Below are 16,119 nucleotides of genomic sequence, written 5' to 3'. Positions count from 1 at the left end.
GGACGACCTACGGAGTACCCCGCATGCATGACGACCGCAGCCTGGTCGAAGCCCGTCTCAGGCGCGTCCTGGACGAGCGCGTCCGCCCCGCCGTGTACCCGCAGTCCGTGCCGCTGGAGGTGGCGGTGTGGCATGCGCCCGGCGAGCCGGTGCCGGTCGCCGAGGGGCTCGCCGCCGAGCCCGAACCGATCGAGGTGGGCGCCCGCTGGGGTGCTCCCTGGGGCACCAGCTGGTTCCGGGTCACCGGGACCGTGCCCGAGGCGTGGGCCGGGCGGACGGTGGAGGCGCTGCTCGACCTCGGGTTCGACGAGAACATGCCCGGCTTCCAGTGCGAGGGCCTGGTGTACCGGCCCGACGGCACCCCGGTGAAGGGCCTCAACCCCCGCAACCAGTGGGTCCGGGTCGGGGCTCCCGTCGAGGGCGGTGAGGAGGTGCGGCTGCACATCGAGGCCGCCTCCAACCCCGTCATCCTCGACTACCACCCCTTCCTGCCGACGCGGCTGGGCGACAAGGAGACCGCGGGCGGCGCACCGCAGTACACGCTCACCCGCATGGACCTCGCCGTCTTCGACGAGATGGTGTGGCAGCTCGTGCTCGACCTGGAGGTGCTCGGCGAACTGATGGCCGAGCTGCCGGTGGAGTCGGCGCGCCGCTGGGACATCCTGCGGGCGGTCGAGAAGGCGCTGGACGCCATCGACCTGCAGGACGTGAACGGAACGGCGGCGCAGGCGCGGGTGCGACTGGAGACGGTCCTGTCCGAGCCGGCCGTGCCCTCCGCCCATCGGATCAGCGCCGTCGGCCACGCCCATATCGACTCGGCGTGGCTGTGGCCGCTGCGGGAGACGGTGCGCAAGGTAGCGCGTACGACGTCCAACATGACCGCGCTGCTGGACGACGAGCCGGAGTTCGTGTTCGCGATGTCCCAGGCCCAGCAGTGGGCCTGGGTGAAGGAGCACCGGCCCGAGGTGTGGGCGCGGGTGAAGAAGGCGGTCGCCGACGGGCGGTTCGTGCCGGCCGGCGGGATGTGGGTGGAGTCGGACACCAACATGCCCGGCTCGGAGGCGATGGCCCGGCAGTTCGTGCACGGCAAGCGGTTCTTCCTGGACGAGTTCGGCATCGAGAACGACGAGGCGTGGCTGCCCGACACCTTCGGTTTCGCGGCCGGGCTCCCGCAGATCATCAAGGCGGCCGGCTCCAAGTGGCTGCTGACGCAGAAGATCTCCTGGTCGCAGACGAACAAGTTCCCGCACCACACCTTCCGCTGGGAGGGCATCGACGGCACCCGGATCTTCACCCACTTCCCGCCCGTCGACACCTACAACTGCTCCGTGAAGGGCAGCGAGATCGCCCACGCGGCCCGCAACTTCAAGGACAAGGGAGCAGCCCGGCACTCCCTCGCCCCCACCGGCTGGGGCGACGGAGGCGGCGGCACGACCCGCGAGATGGTCGGCAAGGCGGCCCGGCTGCGCGACCTCGAAGGCTCCGCGACCGTCGTCTGGGAGACCCCGGAGGAGTTCTTCCAGAGGGCCGAGGCCGAGTACCCCGACGCGCCCGTCTGGGTCGGCGAGCTCTACCTCGAACTCCACCGCGCCACCCTCACCAGCCAGGCGAAGACCAAGCAGGGCAACCGCCGCAGCGAACACCTCCTGCGCGAGGCGGAGCTGTGGGCCGCCACGGCCGCCGTACGCACCGGATTCCCCTACCCGTACGAGGAGTTGGACCGCATCTGGAAGACGGTGCTGCTGCACCAGTTCCATGACATCCTGCCCGGCTCGTCCATCGCGTGGGTGCACCGGGAGGCACGGGCGACCTACGAGCGCCTCGCCGGAGAGCTGACCGCGATCATCGACTCGGCGCAGCGTGCCCTGGCGGGGGAGGGCGGTACCGAGCTCGTCTTCAACGCCGCTCCGCATGCGCGCGACGGCATTCCCGCGGGCGGCGCGCGAACCCCGGTGACCGAGGGCCGGACGGCACTCACGGAACGCCCCGGCGGAGGCTTCGTCCTCGACAACGGCCTGCTGCGCATCGAGATCGACGCACAGGGCCTGGTCGTCTCGGCGTACGACATCGAGGCGGACCGCGAGACGATCGCCCCGGACCGGCGCGCGGGACTCCTCCAACTCCACCCCGACTTCCCGAACATGTGGGACGCCTGGGACGTCGACGAGTTCTACCGCCACACGGTCACCGACCTGACCGGCGTGGACGAGATCGCCCCCGGCGATGACGAGGCTTCGGTTCGGATCGTGCGGTCCTTCGGTGCCTCGCGCGTCACCCAGCGGCTCTCCCTCGCGGCGGGGGAGCGGCGGCTGCTGATCGACACGGAGGTCGACTGGCACGAGACGGAGAAGTTCCTGAAGCTGGCCTTCCCGCTCGACGTGCACGCGGAGCGGTACGCGTCCGAGACCCAGTTCGGGCACTTCTTCCGCCCCACGCACACCAACACCAGCTGGGAGGCGGCCAAGTTCGAGGCCTGCAACCACCGCTTCGTCCAGCTGGAGGAGCCGGGCTGGGGCGTCGCCGTCGTCAACGACTCGACGTACGGCCACGACGTGACCCGCACGGTCCGCACCGACGGCGACCACGGTACGACCACCACCGTGCGAGTCTCTCTACTGCGCGCCCCGCGCTTCCCCGACCCCGAGACCGACCAGGGCGTCCACCGCTTCCGGCACGCCCTGGTGCCGGGTGCGGGCATCGCGGACGCGGTACGCGAGGGCTGGCGGATCAACCTGCCGGGACGGCGGATCACCGGTGCCGGGGAGGTGGCCCCGCTGGTGACGGTGGACCGGGACGCGGTCGTGATCACCGCCGTCAAGCTGGCTGACGACGGCAGCGGTGACGTGGTGGTGGGCCTCCACGAGGCGCACGGCGGCCGGGCGCGCGCCACGCTGACCGCCGGATTCGAGGTCGCGGACGTCACGGCGACGGACCTGCTGGAGCGCCCGCTGCCCGAGACCCCGTCGTACGAGGGCGGTCGAGTCTCCTTGCGGCTGCGGCCGTTCGAGCTGATGACCTTGCGGCTGCAGCGGGCCGAGGTCCACTGAGGGTGAATGGCGGCGATTCCTGGCGCAGTGGCGGGCAACTGGACTCACACTCGAAGGGGTTGGCGTTCCATCAGCGCCTTGGAGGCAACCTTGAAACTCGTCACACGCGACCAGCTCGGCTGGCCCGCATCCGCCGCACCGACACAGACCTCGACCAAGGGTGTGAAGGTGCACTACGAAGGCACGACGGTCAGCGTCAAACTCCTCGACGACCATGACCTCTGCATCGCCGAGTGGAAGGCGATCCGGGTATCCCATCTCGCCGACAAGAAGCAGAACTACTCCGACATCGCCTACAACTACGGCGCCTGTCCGCACGGTTACCTCCTGGAGGGCCGCGGCCTCGGCAAGCGCACCGGGGCCAACGGCAACCAGCCCCTCAACCGCGGCCACTACGCGATCGTCGGCCTGGTCGGCGACAAGGGGCTGACCAAGCCGACGGACGCCATGCTGGGCGCGATCCGCGACGGCATCGAGCTGCTGCGCAGGCACGGCGCCGGCCACGAGATCAAGGGCCACCGGGACGGCCTGGCCACGGAGTGCCCGGGCGAGCACCTCTACGCCTGGGTACGCAACGGCGCCCCGCGGCCCGGCGGTTCGACCACCGTGCCCGGTCCGCGGACGGTCGTCGACGTGTCCAAGGTGGTCGCCGCGGCCCGGCACGACCCGGCCAAGGCGGGCACGCCGGTTTCCTACTCGGGCGTGAAGACCGTGGAGAAGGCGCTCGTCGCGGAGGGCCTCCTCGAACCGAGGTACGCCGACGGCCACTTCGGCACCACGACCGTCGACGCGTACGCCGAGTGGCAGCGCCGCTGCGGCTTCTCGGGCCCCGACGCCGACGGCATCCCCGGCCAGACGTCACTGGAGAGGCTCGGCCGGGAGCACGGCTTCGATGTGAAGCCGTAGCGCGGACATGACGTCATGACACCGGGGCCGTTCCCCTCTCACGGGAGGTGAGGGGAGCGGCCCTTCGCGTTGCCGGTCAGCCGCCGCCGAGCTGTGCCCGCAGCCACTCCTCCACCTCGCCCACATGCGCCGCCGCCGCGGCCCGGGCCGCCTCCGGGTCGCGGGCGACCAGGGCGCGATGGATCGCGGCGTGTTCGCGTCGGGTGCGGGCGAAGGCGCCCTCCTCCTGGTAGCCGCGCCAGACGCGGGCGCGGAAGGTGCGGGAGGACAGGCCCTCCAGGATCGCGGCCATGGTGTCGTTGCCGGCGGCGGTCGCGATCTCGCGGTGGAACGCCAGGTCGTGGGCGAGGATCTCCTCGGGGTCGTCCGTGGCGTTCATCGCCGTGAGGTGTTTCTCGACCTCCGCGAGCTGGTCCGCGGTGATCCGGGCCGCCGCCAGGGCCGTCGCCGTCGACTCCAGGATGCGCCGCACCTCCAGCAGCTCCACCAGCCGAGGGCCCCGTGACAGATCGGCGACCACGCCGAACGTCTCCAGCAGATCGCCCGCCTCCAGCTGGGTGACGTAGATACCCGAACCGTGCCGGGCCTCCAGCACTCCCAGCACGGTGAGCGCGCGGATCGCCTCCCGCATCGAGCTGCGGGAGATGCCGAGCTGCGCCGCCAGATCGCGCTCGGTCGGCAACCGCTGCCCCGGCTCCAGGCGGCCCCCCGCGATCATCGCCTTGATCTGCTCGATGGCGCGCTGCGTCACGGTGCCCTTCTGCGGGGCTGTCTCGTCCACGTTCACGCCATTCCTCCTGTCACCGGTGCGCCGCAGTCTAACCAGCGAGGTGGTCCGACCAATACAGTCGAGATGCCGGAAAATCTGCCGCTGGAGGGTGTTCTTCTCCGGAAGTGGTCTGATAAATATGCGGGCATCTGCTCGAACCATGTGCTCGAACACGCTCAACGAGGAGCCGCCAGATGCACGGCACTACAGCGCGGAAGCAGAACAGGTCACGGATGGTCGGGGCGGTGTGCGCGGTCGCCGGCGCCTCGCTCGTCCTCGCCGCGTGCGGCAGCACCAAGGACACCGGCGCATCCAGCGCCGAGGGCGGCGGCAGCGGCAAGGTCGGGGTGATCCTGCCCCTGCTGACCTCGCCGTTCTGGCAGTCGTACAACGACTACGTGCCGAAGATGGCCGACTCCGAAGGTGTCGACACGCTCAAGACGGTCAACTCCAACAGCGACCCCTCCCAGCAGATCACCGACATCAACAACCAGCTCACCCAGGGCGTGAAGGGCCTCGTCGTCGCCCCGCTGGACAGCGCCGCCATCGAGGCCGGCCTCGACCAGGCGGAGCGCAAGGGCGTACCGGTCGTCGCCGTGGACGTGGCGCCCGACAAGGGCAAGGTCGCGATGGTGGTGCGCGCCGACAACGTGGCGTACGGCGAGAAGGCCTGCCAGTACCTCGGCAAGCAGATCCCCTCCGGCAAGGTCGTGCAGATCATGGGCGACCTCGCCTCGGTCAACGGCCGTGACCGCTCCGAGGCCTTCCGGGCCTGCGTGAAGAAGAACTTCCCCGATCTGAAGGTCCTGGAGATACCGGCCAAGTGGGAGTCCGACGCCGCGGCCTCCAAGCTGGACACCCTCCTGAACGCCAACCCCGACATCAAGGGCATCTACATGCAGGCCGGCGGCGTCTACCTCGCCCCGACCCTCCAGACCCTCAAGTCCAAGGGAATGCTGAAGAAGGCCGGGCAGGACGGGCACATCACGATCGTCTCCAACGACGGCATCCCGCAGGAGTACGACGCCATCCGCAAGGGCGAGATCGACGCGACCGTCTCCCAGCCCGCCGACCTGTACGCCAAGTACGGCATGTACTACATCAAGGCGGCGATGGAGGGGAAGAAGTTCGAGCCCGGTCCCACCGACCACGACTCGACCATCGTCAAGCTGCCCAGCGGCATCCTGGAGGACCAGCTGCCCGCCCCGCTGGTCACCAAGGACAACGTCGACGACCCCAAGCTCTGGGGCAACACGGTCAAATGAGTACGTCCGTGATCACCCCCCTCGTCGAGGCGCGCGACATCGTCAAGCGCTACGGCCCCACCACCGCCCTCGCCGACGGCCGCCTCACCGTCCTGCCCGGCGAGTCCCACGCCCTCGTCGGACGCAACGGCGCCGGCAAGTCGACCCTGGTCCAGATCCTCACCGGACTCCAGGCCGCCGACGAGGGCGAGGTCCGCTTCGACGGCGAGCCCGCACCCCCGCTCGCCGACCGCGACGCCTGGCGCCGCAAGGTGGCCTGCGTCTACCAGAAGCCCACCGTCGTCCCCGAGCTGACGGTCGCCGAGAACCTGTACATCAACCGGCAGCCGCTCCAGCGCGGCTTCATCAGCTGGCGCAAGCTGCGGGCCGAGGCCGCCGAACTCCTCGCCACCTGGGACGTGCACGTCGACCCCGAGGCCCGCACCGCCGACCTCAAGGTCGAGGACCGCCAAATGGTGGAGATCGCAAGGGCGTTGAGCTTCGGCGCCCGCTTCATCATTCTCGACGAGCCCACCGCACAGCTCGACAAGCGTGAGATCGAGCGGCTGTTCACGCGCATGCGGGCGCTCCAGGACTCCGGTGTCACCTTCCTGTTCATCTCGCACCACCTCCAGGAGGTGTACGAGGTCTGCCAGACCGTCACCGTCCTGCGCGACGCCCGCTGGATCACCACCGCCCCGGTCGCCGAACTCCCGCGCCGGGCCCTGGTGGAGGCCATGGCGGGGGAGTCCCTGGAGGCCATCGCCGAACAGGCCGTGGACCCGAGGGACGTCGACCACGACGCGCCGGTCCTGCTCGAAGCGCGCGGGCTCACCTCACCGGCGTACCAGGACATCGACCTCACCGTCCGCCGCGGCGAGGTCGTCGGGCTCGCCGGGATCAGCGGCAGCGGGAAGGTCGAGCTCGCCGAGTCCTTCGCGGGGCTGCACACCCCGACCGGCGGAACGGCCCGACTGGACGGCGAGCGGCTGCCGTTCGGAAACGTGGGAGCCGCCCTCACGGCGGGCGTCGCCTGCGTACCCCGCGACCGGCACGACCAGGGCCTGGTCTCCGGCATGACCATCGGCGACAACGCCACCATGAGCGTCCTGGAGCGGCTCGGCCGGTTCGGGTTCGTCGGCACCGAACGCAAGCGCGGCCTGGCCACCGCCCTCATCGAACGCCTCGACATCCACACCGAGGGCCCCGACCAGCCCGTCTCCGACCTCTCCGGCGGCAACGCGCAGAAGGTCGTCATGGCCCGCGCCCTCGCCTCCGACCCCCGGCTCCTCGTGCTGATCAACCCCACGGCCGGGGTCGACGTGAAGTCCAAGGAGTCCCTGCTGGCCCGCGTGGACAGCGCCCGTGAGGACGGCATCGCCGTGCTGGTCGTCTCCGACGAACTCGACGACCTGCGCCGCTGCGACCGCGTCCTCGTCCTGTTCCACGGCCGTGTCGTCGCCGAGCATCCGGCCGGCTGGCGCGACCACGAGCTGATCGCCTCCATCGAAGGAGTGGACCACCATGGCTGACACCAAGGCCCCACCGGCCCTGCCCGTGAAGGTGCCGGACGCCCGTGCCGCCAGGACGGTCCTGCTCCGCCGCGCCCGCGAACTCGCCCTGGTTCCAGCGCTGTTGCTCCTCATGGTGCTCGGCACGGTGGTCAACGACTCGTTCCTCACCGAGCGCAACCTGATCTCGATCCTCGGCGCCTCCGCCGCGCTCGCCATGGTCGTGCTGGCCGAGTCGCTGGTCCTGATCACCGGCAAGTTCGACCTCTCCCTGGAGTCGGTCGTCGGCATCGCGCCCGCCGTCGGGGCACTGCTCGTGCTGCCCGTCGCCCAGTCCGGCTGGGGCACCGAACTCCCGGCCGCCCTGTCCCTGCTGGCGATCCTCCTGGTCGGCGCGGCCGTCGGAGCCTTCAACGGCATCCTGGTCGTGAAGTTCAAGCTCAACGCGTTCATCGTGACGCTCGCGATGCTGATCGTCCTGCGTGGCCTGCTGGTCGGCGCGACCAAGGGCAAGACGCTGTTCGGGATGCCCGAGAGCTTCTACTCCCTGGCCACCACCACCTTCATCGGCATCCCGATGTCGGTGTGGCTCGCCGCCGCGGCGTTCGCGGTCGCCGGGTTCGTGCTCAAGTACCACCGCATCGGACGGGCGCTGTACGCCATCGGCGGCAACGCGGACGCCGCCCGCGCGGCCGGCATCAGGGTCGAGCGCGTGATGCTCGGCGTGTTCGTCGTGGCGGGCACCCTCGCGGCCGTCGGCGGCATCATCCAGACGGGCTATGTCGGCGCGATCAGCGCCAACCAGGGCAACAACATGATCTTCACCGTGTTCGCGGCCGCGGTGATCGGCGGCATCAGCCTGGACGGCGGCCGGGGCACCATGTTCGGCGCCCTGACCGGCGTACTCCTTCTGGGTGTCGTCCAGAACCTGCTCACCCTCGCCCAGGTCCCGTCGTTCTGGATCCAGGCCATCTACGGCGGAATCATCCTGATCGCCCTCATGATCGCCCGTGTGACGACGGGCCGGGCGCAGGACTGACCCGGCTGCCCACTGCCCCCTGACGGAAAGGACTTCAGTGTCCCAGGCCCCCGGCACCCCCACCCGCGTCACCGCGGTCGACACCTATGACATCCGCTTCCCCACCTCGCGCGAGCTCGACGGCTCCGACGCGATGAATCCCGACCCCGACTACTCGGCGGCGTACCTCGTGCTGCGCACCGACGCGGCCGACGGGCACGAGGGGCACGGGTTCACCTTCACCATCGGGCGGGGGAACGAGGTCCAGGTCGCCGCGATCGAGGCGTTGCGCGGCCATGTCGTGGGCCGGTCCGTCGACGAGCTGTGCGCCGACCCGGGGACCCTCAACCGCGACCTGATCGGCGACAGCCAGCTGCGCTGGCTCGGCCCCGAGAAGGGCGTGATGCACATGGCGATCGGCGCGGTCATGAACGCCGTGTGGGACCTGGCCGCCAAGCGGGCCGAGAAGCCCCTGTGGCGGCTCCTCGCCGACGCCGACCCGGAGTGGATCGTCCGCCAGATCGACTTCCGGTACCTCACCGACGCACTCACACCCGAGGAGGCGCTGGCCGTCCTCCGCCGGGGCCGGGAGGGCGCGCGGGAGCGAGCCGCCCGGCTGCTGGAGCGCGGCTACCCCGCCTACACCACCTCCGCCGGGTGGCTCGGCTACGACGACGAGAAGCTCACGCGCCTCGCCGCCGAGGCCGTCGCCGACGGCTTCCGCCAGATCAAGCTGAAGGTCGGCGCCGACCTGGAGGACGACGTACGCCGCTGCCGCGTCGCCCGCTCCGTCGTCGGGCCGGACATCCGCATGGCCATCGACGCCAACCAGCGCTGGGACGTGGCCGAGGCGATCCGCTGGACGAAGGCGCTGGCCGAGTTCGACCCGTACTGGATCGAGGAGCCCACCAGCCCCGACGACGTCCTCGGCCACGCCGCCATCCGTGAGGCCGTCGCCCCGGTCAAGGTCGCCACCGGCGAGCACGTGCAGAACCGGGTCGTCTTCAAGCAGCTCCTCCAGGCCGGCGCCCTCGACGTCCTCCAGATCGACGCGGCCCGCGTCGGCGGCGTCAACGAGAACCTCGCCATCCTGCTGCTCGCCGCCAAGTTCGGCGTGCCGGTCTGCCCGCACGCGGGCGGCGTCGGGCTGTGCGAACTCGTCCAGCACCTGTCGATGTTCGACTACGTGGCCGTCACCGGCACCACCGAGGACCGGGTCATCGAGTACGTCGACCATCTGCACGACCACTTCCTCGACCCGGCGGTGATCAGGGAAGGTCACTACACGGCACCCACCGCGCCCGGCTTCTCGGCGGCCATGCGGCCCGAGTCGATCGCGCGGTACACGTTCCCGGACGGCGCCTTCTGGGCCGCCGACCTCAAGACCGCCGAAGAGAAGGGGCACGCGGCATGAGCGACTTCGAGGGTCTCAAGGCGCTGGTGACGGGAGGCGCCTCCGGCATCGGCCGGGCCACCGCCGAACTCCTCGCCGCGCGCGGCGCCCAGGTCGCCGTACTCGACCTGGACCCGTCCTCCGTCGACAAGCCCCTGCTCGCCTTCCGCGCCGACGTCACCGACGACACCTCGGTGCGCGAGGCCGTGGCCGCCGCGGTCGCGGAGCTCGGCGGGCTGGACGTGGTGGTCAACAACGCCGGGATCGGCGCACAGGGCACCGTCGAGGACAACGACGACGCCGAGTGGCACCGGGTCATGGACGTCAACGTCATCGGCATGGTGCGGGTCGCCCGCGCCACGCTGCCACATCTGCGCGAGTCGGCTCACGCCGCCGTCGTCAACATCTGCTCCATCGCGGCCACGGCCGGGCTCCCGCAGCGGGCGCTGTACAGCGCCACCAAGGGCGCCGTGCTCTCCCTCACCCTCGCCATGGCCGCCGACCACGTCCGCGAGGGAATCCGCGTCAACTGCGTCAACCCCGGCACGGTGGACACCCCCTGGGTCGGACGACTGCTGTCCAAAGCTCCCGACCCGGCCGCCGAACGCGCCGCCCTTGAGGCCCGCCAGCCCACCGGCCGCCTGGTGTCCGCGGCCGAGGTCGCGGGCGCCGTCGCCTACCTCGCGAGCCCGCTCTCCGGCGCCACCACCGGCACCGCCCTCGCCGTCGACGGCGGCATGCAGGGCCTGCGCCTCAGGCCGGTCGGCCGGTGAACCGGCTCGGTCGCACCGACGTCGAGGTCAGCCCGCTGGCCTTCGGCGGGGCCGCCATCGGCAACCTCTACACCGAGGTCGGCGAGCAGCAGGCGTACGAGGCGGTGGACGCGGCCTGGCAAGCGGGCATCCGCTACTTCGACACGGCCCCGCACTACGGCCTCGGCCTGTCCGAACGCCGCCTCGGCGCCGCGCTGCGGGAGCATCCGCGCGAGGCGTACACGATCTCGACCAAGGTCGGCCGGCGGCTGGAGCCGGTAGCGGATGCGACGGGCGACGACCTGGCCAACGGTTTCGCCGTCCCCGCCGACCGGCGCCGCGTCTGGGACTTCAGCGCGGACGGCGTACGACGCACCCTGGAGGGGAGCCTGGAGCGGCTGGGCCTGGACCGTGTCGACGTCGTCTACCTCCACGACCCCGACGACCACGCCGAACAGGCCTTCCGCGAGGGCTATCCGGCGCTGGAGCAGCTGCGCTCCGAGGGGGTCGTGGGCGCGATCGGCGCCGGGATGAACCAGGCCGAGATGCTCACCCGCTTCGCCATGGACACCGACGTCGACGTGGTGCTGTGCGCCGGCCGCTACACGCTGCTCGACCAGAGCGCGCTCGACGACCTGCTGCCCGTGGCGGTCGAGTGCCACACCTCCGTCGTCGTCGGCGGCGCCTTCAACTCCGGTCTCCTGGCCGATCCGAGGCCCGACGCAACGTACAACTACACCCAGGCCCCGAAGGAGCTGCTGGACCGCGCGCTGCGCATGAAATCCCTCGCCGACCGGCACGGCATCACCCTGCGGGCCGCCGCCCTCGCCTTCTGCGCCGCGCACCCGGCCGTCGCGAGCGTCCTCGTGGGCGTCCGGTCGGCCGACGAGGTCCGGGACTGTGCCGAGCAGTTCGCGACGGAGGTGCCGATGGCGTTCTGGCAGGAACTGCTGGACTCCGGCCTGCTGTCCGACAAGGAGCAGCGATGAAGGAGCCGCGATGAGAGTCGCCCTGCACACCAAGGTCCGCGCGGACCGGATCGCCGAGTACGAGGCCGCCCACCGGGAGGTGCCGGTCGAGCTGACGGACGCCATCCGCGCCGCCGGGGCGACCTCCTGGACGATCTGGCGCAGCGGCACCGACCTCTTCCACGTCCTGGACTGCGAGGACTACGGCCGCCTCCTCGCCGAGCTGGAGAAACTGCCGGTCAACGTGGCCTGGCAGGCCCGTATGGCCGAACTGCTCGACGTGGTGCACGACTACTCCGGCGAGGGCGCGGACGCCGGTCTGCCCGTCGTATGGGAGCTGCCGTGACCGTCGTCGACGCGCACCACCATGTCTGGGACCTGTCGGTGCGGGACCAGGACTGGATCACGGGCCCCGAACTCCGGCCGCTGAGACGGGACTTCACCGTCGCGGACCTGGCCCCCGAGGCCCGGTCGGCCGGCGTCGAGCGCACCGTCCTCGTCCAGACGGTCACGGTCGCCGAGGAGACCCCCGAGTTCCTCGCCCTCGCCCGCGCACATGAGCTCATCGCCGGAGTCGTCGGCTGGACCGACCTCACCCGCCCGGACGTCGCCGACGAACTGGCCCGGCTGCGGGAGCTGCCCGGCGGGCCGTACCTCAAGGGGATCCGCCACCAGGTGCAGGGCGAGCCCGACCCGGAGTGGCTGCTGCGCGCGGACGTACGGCGCGGGCTGACGGCCGTGGCGGACGCGGGGCTGGTCTACGACCTGGTCGTACTGCCGCACCAGCTGCCGGCCTGCGTCAAGGCCGCCGCGGACCACCCCGGCCTCACCTTCGTCCTGGACCACCTCGGCAAACCGCCCATCGCCTCCGGCGAGCGAGAGCCCTGGGAAACCGGCGTGCGCTCACTCGCCGCCCTCCCCAACACCGTCTGCAAGCTCTCCGGCATGGTCACCGAGGCCGACCCCGCCTCCTGGAGGGTCGACGACCTGCGTCCGTACGCCGATGTGGTCCTGGACGCCTTCGGCCCGGACCGGTTGATGTTCGGCTCGGACTGGCCGGTGTGCACGCTGGCGGCGACGTACGGTCAAGTGCTGGACGCCGCGGAGGAGTTGACCGGTGAGCTCTCCGACGCCGAACGCACATGGCTTTTCGCGGGTACCGCCGCCCAGGTCTACGGTCTTTGACGGCGGCCCGCTCGGCAGTGCCCGCTCGGCTCGTCTCAGCTCCGTTCCGGTCCGTCGACGTTGAAGGTCGACTCTCCTCCGGCGCCGGCTCGGACGACGATGATGTCGGCGGGCTCGGCCGAAGGGTTGCTCTCCCGGTGAACGGCGCCCTTGGGGACGTGGATGAAGTCGCCGGGGCCGGCCTCCACCGTGTTCGCGCCGTCAGGGCCGAACTCCATGCGCAGCGCGCCGGTGAGGACGTAGATCACTGATTCCCAGTCGCCGTGGTGGTGCCAGCCGGAGACCATGCCGGCTTCGGTGCGGACGTATCCCGACCATGTGCCCCGGGTGGCGAACGCCTCCTGCCGGTCCATCCCCGGAGTAGGCGGCCCCGGCCTTCGGTCGCGGGGCGTGACGACCCTGACCTGATCCTGCCGACCGTCCATGGCAGACTCCGTTTCTCTCGGGCCCTTCGAACCTCACGACCTCTGAGTCTCACGACCTTTGCGCCGCCCCCGCCAGCCGGGTGGGTGGCAGATACTCCCGCACATACACCCGCTCCCAGCACGCCCCCGTCTCCCGCAGCTCACGCCAGGTCGTGTACCGGTAGCGGAAGAGGCGGGCGCGGATGTGGCGCGGCGGCTCGCCGGGCGGGAACGGCGAGCGGCGCAGCAGCTTCAGGGTGTCGCGGTCGTTCTCCAGGAGCCGCTCCACCAGGGCGCCGAACCACGCCCCGGCATACGAGGGCGACAGCGCGGCGAACCACATCAGCCAGTCCAGCCGGAGGTGGTACGGCGCGAACTGGCGCGGCCAGCGCCGGGGATCGCCCGGCTTGCCCTTGAACTCGTACTCCCGCCAGTCCGAGTCCTCGCGCGGCACGTCGTCGGCGGTGCCCTCGATCACCACCTCGTAGCGGATCCTGCTCACGCTGCCGAAGGCGCCGTAGGTGTTGACCAGATGGAGCGGGTCGAAGGAGCGGTTCATGACCTGGCGGCGGGAGATCATGTTGGCGACCGGGTGGTAGCTCAGGAAGACGAGGAGCGCCGCGACCGCGAGCACCACGACCTCGTACCACAGCGGCGCGCCCGGCACGGAGGGCGCATCGCCCGGGAACCGCAGGGCCGACAGGGCCAGCACGATGGTGATCCAGTTCAGCCAGGAGAAGTTGCCGGACAGGACCAGCCACAGCTGGGTGACGATCATCAGTGCGGCGGCTGCCGTGGAGATCGGATGCGGGGTGAACAGGAGGACGGGCACGACGAGTTGGGTGAAGTGGTTGGCGGCCACCTCGACGCGGTGCACTGGCTTCGGCAGATGGTGGAAGAACCAGCTCAGCGGGCCCGGCATCGGCTGGGTCTCGTGATGGTGGTCCAGGCAGGTCAGCTTCCGCCAGCAGGCGTCGCCGCGCATCTTGATCAGGCCCGCGCCGAACTCGACACGGAACAGGATCCAGCGCAGCAGGAACAGCACCACGACCGGCGGCGCCACCTCGTCGTTGCCGAGGAGGACGGCGAGGAAGCCGACCTCCAGCAACAGGGACTCCCAGCCGAACGAGTACCAGGTCTGGCCGACGTTGACGATGGAGAGGTACAGCGCCCAGGGGATCAGCCACAGCAGCATCGCGGCCCACAGGGGCACCACGGAGTCCAGCCCGGCCAGCAGCGCCGCCGACACCGCGCAGCCCGCCCAGGCGCAGGCCGCGAAGAACCGGTCCGAGTAGTGGAGGTGGAACACGCTCGGGGCGGCCCTGAAGGGCACCCGCGCGACGAAGCGCGGCACGGGCAGCATGCCGCGCTCGCCCATCAGCGCCCGGAACTGCAGGGCCGCCGTCAGGAACGCGACGAGGTACACGCCGGCCAGAGCCCGCTGGAAGACCAGCCGACTCGTCCAGTAGTCCGGTGCGACGAACCAGTCCACGGCCCTACCCCTCCTTCCGTCATTGTCGCGCCAATCGACCCAGGTGACTCTCCGTATACCACTTCTCCGCTTGCGTCACCCAAGTGAGTGAAGCAGACAATGGGGGGCGAAATGCCTGTTGGTCGACAGTCGACAGCCGGTGGGAGGCCGTGGTGCGGACACCTACCCGAACCATCGTCACAGCCTGCGCGCTGTCAGCGGCTCTTTGCGCCGGCGGGTGTGTCGGTGACGGCGACGAGGGGACGACATCGAGCGGGGAGATCTTCCTCCAGCCCGCTGCGGCCCGGGGACCGGATCCCTTCACGGACTCCACGGCGACCTCCACCGTCACCCCGTCGCCGGTCGCCCGAACGCCGCGGCCGGCGCACTCGGGGCAGGCGGAACCGCAGACCCTGTCCGGCGAGACGCCCGGCCTGTACGGCGGCACCAGGGGGACAGGGAGCTGTGACGTGGGGCGGCAGATCGACCGGCTCACCGCCGACCGGGGCAGAGCCCGGGGCTTCGCCCAGGCCGCGGGCGTCTCCCGGGCGTCGATCCCCGGTTATCTGCGCGGGCTGACCTCGGTCGTGCTGCGCGCCGACACCCGGGTCACCAACCACGGTTACCGCGACGGCCGTACGACCGGCTACCAGTCCGTCCTCCAGGCGGGCACCGCCGTCCTCGTCGACGACCACGGTGTGCCCCGGGTGCGCTGCGCCTGCGGCAACCCGCTCGCCCCGCCCGTCGCGGCGCGCGGTGAGCCCGGCACCAGCGGGCGGGCCTGGTCCGGGTACCGGCCGAGCCAGGTGGTCGTGGTGACTCCGGCGCCCCGGGTGATCAACGACATCACGATCATCGACGTCGACGTCAACACCTGGATCGAGAGGCCGATCGGCCACCGGGGCCACGGCCACGACCAAGTCGTACCGCCGTCGAAGCCCCTGCCGCCCACGTCGGAGCCGCTGCCTCCTACGTCGACTCCCATGCCCCCGACATCGAAGCCCGTGCCCCCGACCCGGGTCCCGGACCCGCCGCACGACAGCGCCTCCGGCACCCGGCCCGGCGACGACGGCACGCAGGAGAGCGCGTCCCCGTCCGGCGAGTCCACCTCCCCGGAGCAGTCGCCGAGCGGGTGCGTGACCCCCACGGTCACCGTCACTCCCGGCGTCACTCCCGGTGCCACCGGCGACGCCGAGGCCACCTCGGATCCGCGTCCCACCGCCTGCCCGACGGCGACCGTCACGGCCTCGCCCGCCGAGCCCACTGCCTCCGGCTCCGGTACGGAACCGCAGAGCATTCCGGACTCCCCGGACTCCCCGAACGCCGTCGACAGCGTCTTCGGCAGCCCCACCGACGTCTTCGACAGCTGACCGGTACCCGTGGACAGGCCCCGGGCGCCGGGCGAAAACAGTTCTGTCGCCCCAGTCGAAGAATCCGGCAAACCCTGGCAA

Annotated in this window: 14 protein-coding genes; 11 read left to right on the top strand and 3 right to left on the bottom strand. The window is 71.0% G+C overall.

Annotated elements, in window-relative coordinates:
* Positions 1-23: 23 nt before the first annotated feature.
* Positions 24-3,047 carry an alpha-mannosidase gene (locus ACFWYS_RS16780; RefSeq protein ID WP_384768616.1) on the top strand — a complete coding sequence of 1,008 codons (3,024 nt, stop codon included), beginning with the start codon at positions 24-26 and terminating at the stop codon, positions 3,045-3,047.
* Positions 3,048-3,137: 90 nt separating this feature from the next.
* Positions 3,138-3,953 (top strand): N-acetylmuramoyl-L-alanine amidase, encoded by an 816-nt coding sequence (locus tag ACFWYS_RS16775; protein WP_384768613.1) that lies wholly within the window; start codon positions 3,138-3,140, stop codon positions 3,951-3,953.
* Positions 3,954-4,029: 76 nt separating this feature from the next.
* Here ACFWYS_RS16775 and ACFWYS_RS16770 read toward each other — a convergent pair whose 3' ends face one another.
* Positions 4,030-4,734 (bottom strand): FadR/GntR family transcriptional regulator, encoded by a 705-nt coding sequence (locus ACFWYS_RS16770; protein ID WP_384769104.1) that lies wholly within the window; start codon positions 4,732-4,734, stop codon positions 4,030-4,032.
* Positions 4,735-4,916: 182 nt separating this feature from the next.
* Here ACFWYS_RS16770 and ACFWYS_RS16765 point away from each other — a divergent pair, with 182 nt between their 5' ends.
* Genes ACFWYS_RS16765 through ACFWYS_RS16730 form a run of 8 tightly spaced genes read left to right on the top strand, consistent with a single transcriptional unit; the run spans position 4,917 to position 12,793 of the window.
* A complete protein-coding gene (locus ACFWYS_RS16765) occupies positions 4,917-5,987 on the top strand; it encodes a sugar ABC transporter substrate-binding protein (protein WP_384768610.1) in 1,071 nt (356 codons plus the stop codon).
* The gene (locus ACFWYS_RS16760; RefSeq protein WP_384768607.1) at positions 5,984-7,498 is read left to right on the top strand and encodes a sugar ABC transporter ATP-binding protein; all 1,515 of its coding nucleotides are present in this window, start codon (positions 5,984-5,986) and stop codon (positions 7,496-7,498) included. Before ACFWYS_RS16765 ends, ACFWYS_RS16760 begins: the two co-directional genes overlap by 4 nt.
* The gene (locus ACFWYS_RS16755) at positions 7,491-8,516 is read left to right on the top strand and encodes an ABC transporter permease (protein ID WP_384768604.1); all 1,026 of its coding nucleotides are present in this window, start codon (positions 7,491-7,493) and stop codon (positions 8,514-8,516) included. The genes ACFWYS_RS16760 and ACFWYS_RS16755 overlap by 8 nt, the downstream gene beginning before the upstream one ends.
* A 37-nt stretch (positions 8,517-8,553) precedes the next feature.
* On the top strand, positions 8,554-9,909 hold the full coding sequence (locus tag ACFWYS_RS16750) for an L-fuconate dehydratase (protein ID WP_384768601.1): 1,356 nt from the start codon (positions 8,554-8,556) through the stop codon (positions 9,907-9,909).
* Positions 9,906-10,661 (top strand): SDR family NAD(P)-dependent oxidoreductase, encoded by a 756-nt coding sequence (locus ACFWYS_RS16745; protein ID WP_384768599.1) that lies wholly within the window; start codon positions 9,906-9,908, stop codon positions 10,659-10,661. Before ACFWYS_RS16750 ends, ACFWYS_RS16745 begins: the two co-directional genes overlap by 4 nt.
* Positions 10,658-11,629, top strand: a complete 972-nt coding sequence (locus ACFWYS_RS16740) for an aldo/keto reductase (RefSeq protein ID WP_384768596.1) — start codon at positions 10,658-10,660, stop codon at positions 11,627-11,629. The genes ACFWYS_RS16745 and ACFWYS_RS16740 overlap by 4 nt, the downstream gene beginning before the upstream one ends.
* Before the next feature lie 10 nt (positions 11,630-11,639).
* Positions 11,640-11,954, top strand: coding sequence for an L-rhamnose mutarotase (locus ACFWYS_RS16735; protein WP_384768594.1), 315 nt, complete (start codon positions 11,640-11,642; stop codon positions 11,952-11,954).
* Positions 11,939-12,793: an amidohydrolase family protein gene (locus ACFWYS_RS16730; protein WP_384768591.1), complete on the top strand. Its 855-nt coding sequence runs from the start codon at positions 11,939-11,941 to the stop codon at positions 12,791-12,793. The genes ACFWYS_RS16735 and ACFWYS_RS16730 overlap by 16 nt, the downstream gene beginning before the upstream one ends.
* A gap of 35 nt (positions 12,794-12,828) precedes the next feature.
* Here the strand turns inward: ACFWYS_RS16730 and ACFWYS_RS16725 are convergent, their stop codons facing one another.
* On the bottom strand, positions 12,829-13,218 hold the full coding sequence (locus tag ACFWYS_RS16725; protein WP_384768588.1) for a cupin domain-containing protein: 390 nt from the start codon (positions 13,216-13,218) through the stop codon (positions 12,829-12,831).
* Positions 13,219-13,267: 49 nt separating this feature from the next.
* A complete protein-coding gene (locus tag ACFWYS_RS16720) occupies positions 13,268-14,689 on the bottom strand; it encodes a lipase maturation factor family protein (protein WP_384768585.1) in 1,422 nt (473 codons plus the stop codon).
* An 83-nt stretch (positions 14,690-14,772) separates the two neighbouring features.
* Here ACFWYS_RS16720 and ACFWYS_RS16715 point away from each other — a divergent pair, with 83 nt between their 5' ends.
* Positions 14,773-16,038: a DUF6777 domain-containing protein gene (locus tag ACFWYS_RS16715; protein WP_384768582.1), complete on the top strand. Its 1,266-nt coding sequence runs from the start codon at positions 14,773-14,775 to the stop codon at positions 16,036-16,038.
* The last annotated feature ends 81 nt before the right edge of the window (positions 16,039-16,119 follow it).

The organism is Streptomyces sp. NPDC059010, assembly GCF_042740355.1.
Classification (GTDB): domain Bacteria; phylum Actinomycetota; class Actinomycetes; order Streptomycetales; family Streptomycetaceae; genus Streptomyces.
Note: the sequence above shows the minus strand (reverse complement) of the source record. Positions and strands in the feature narration are given on the sequence as shown.

What these genes read in the sequence shown, in the direction of transcription:
- ACFWYS_RS16725 (WP_384768588.1), bottom strand. Translation starts at nt 13,218, where the DNA reads ATGGACGGTCGGCAGGATCAGGTCAGGGTCGTCACGCCCCGCGACCGA.
- ACFWYS_RS16760 (WP_384768607.1), top strand. Translation starts at nt 5,984, where the DNA reads ATGAGTACGTCCGTGATCACCCCCCTCGTCGAGGCGCGCGACATCGTC.
- ACFWYS_RS16765 (WP_384768610.1), top strand. Translation starts at nt 4,917, where the DNA reads ATGCACGGCACTACAGCGCGGAAGCAGAACAGGTCACGGATGGTCGGG.
- ACFWYS_RS16730 (WP_384768591.1), top strand. Translation starts at nt 11,939, where the DNA reads ATGGGAGCTGCCGTGACCGTCGTCGACGCGCACCACCATGTCTGGGAC.
- ACFWYS_RS16755 (WP_384768604.1), top strand. Translation starts at nt 7,491, where the DNA reads ATGGCTGACACCAAGGCCCCACCGGCCCTGCCCGTGAAGGTGCCGGAC.
- ACFWYS_RS16745 (WP_384768599.1), top strand. Translation starts at nt 9,906, where the DNA reads ATGAGCGACTTCGAGGGTCTCAAGGCGCTGGTGACGGGAGGCGCCTCC.
- ACFWYS_RS16780 (WP_384768616.1), top strand. Translation starts at nt 24, where the DNA reads ATGCATGACGACCGCAGCCTGGTCGAAGCCCGTCTCAGGCGCGTCCTG.
- ACFWYS_RS16735 (WP_384768594.1), top strand. Translation starts at nt 11,640, where the DNA reads ATGAGAGTCGCCCTGCACACCAAGGTCCGCGCGGACCGGATCGCCGAG.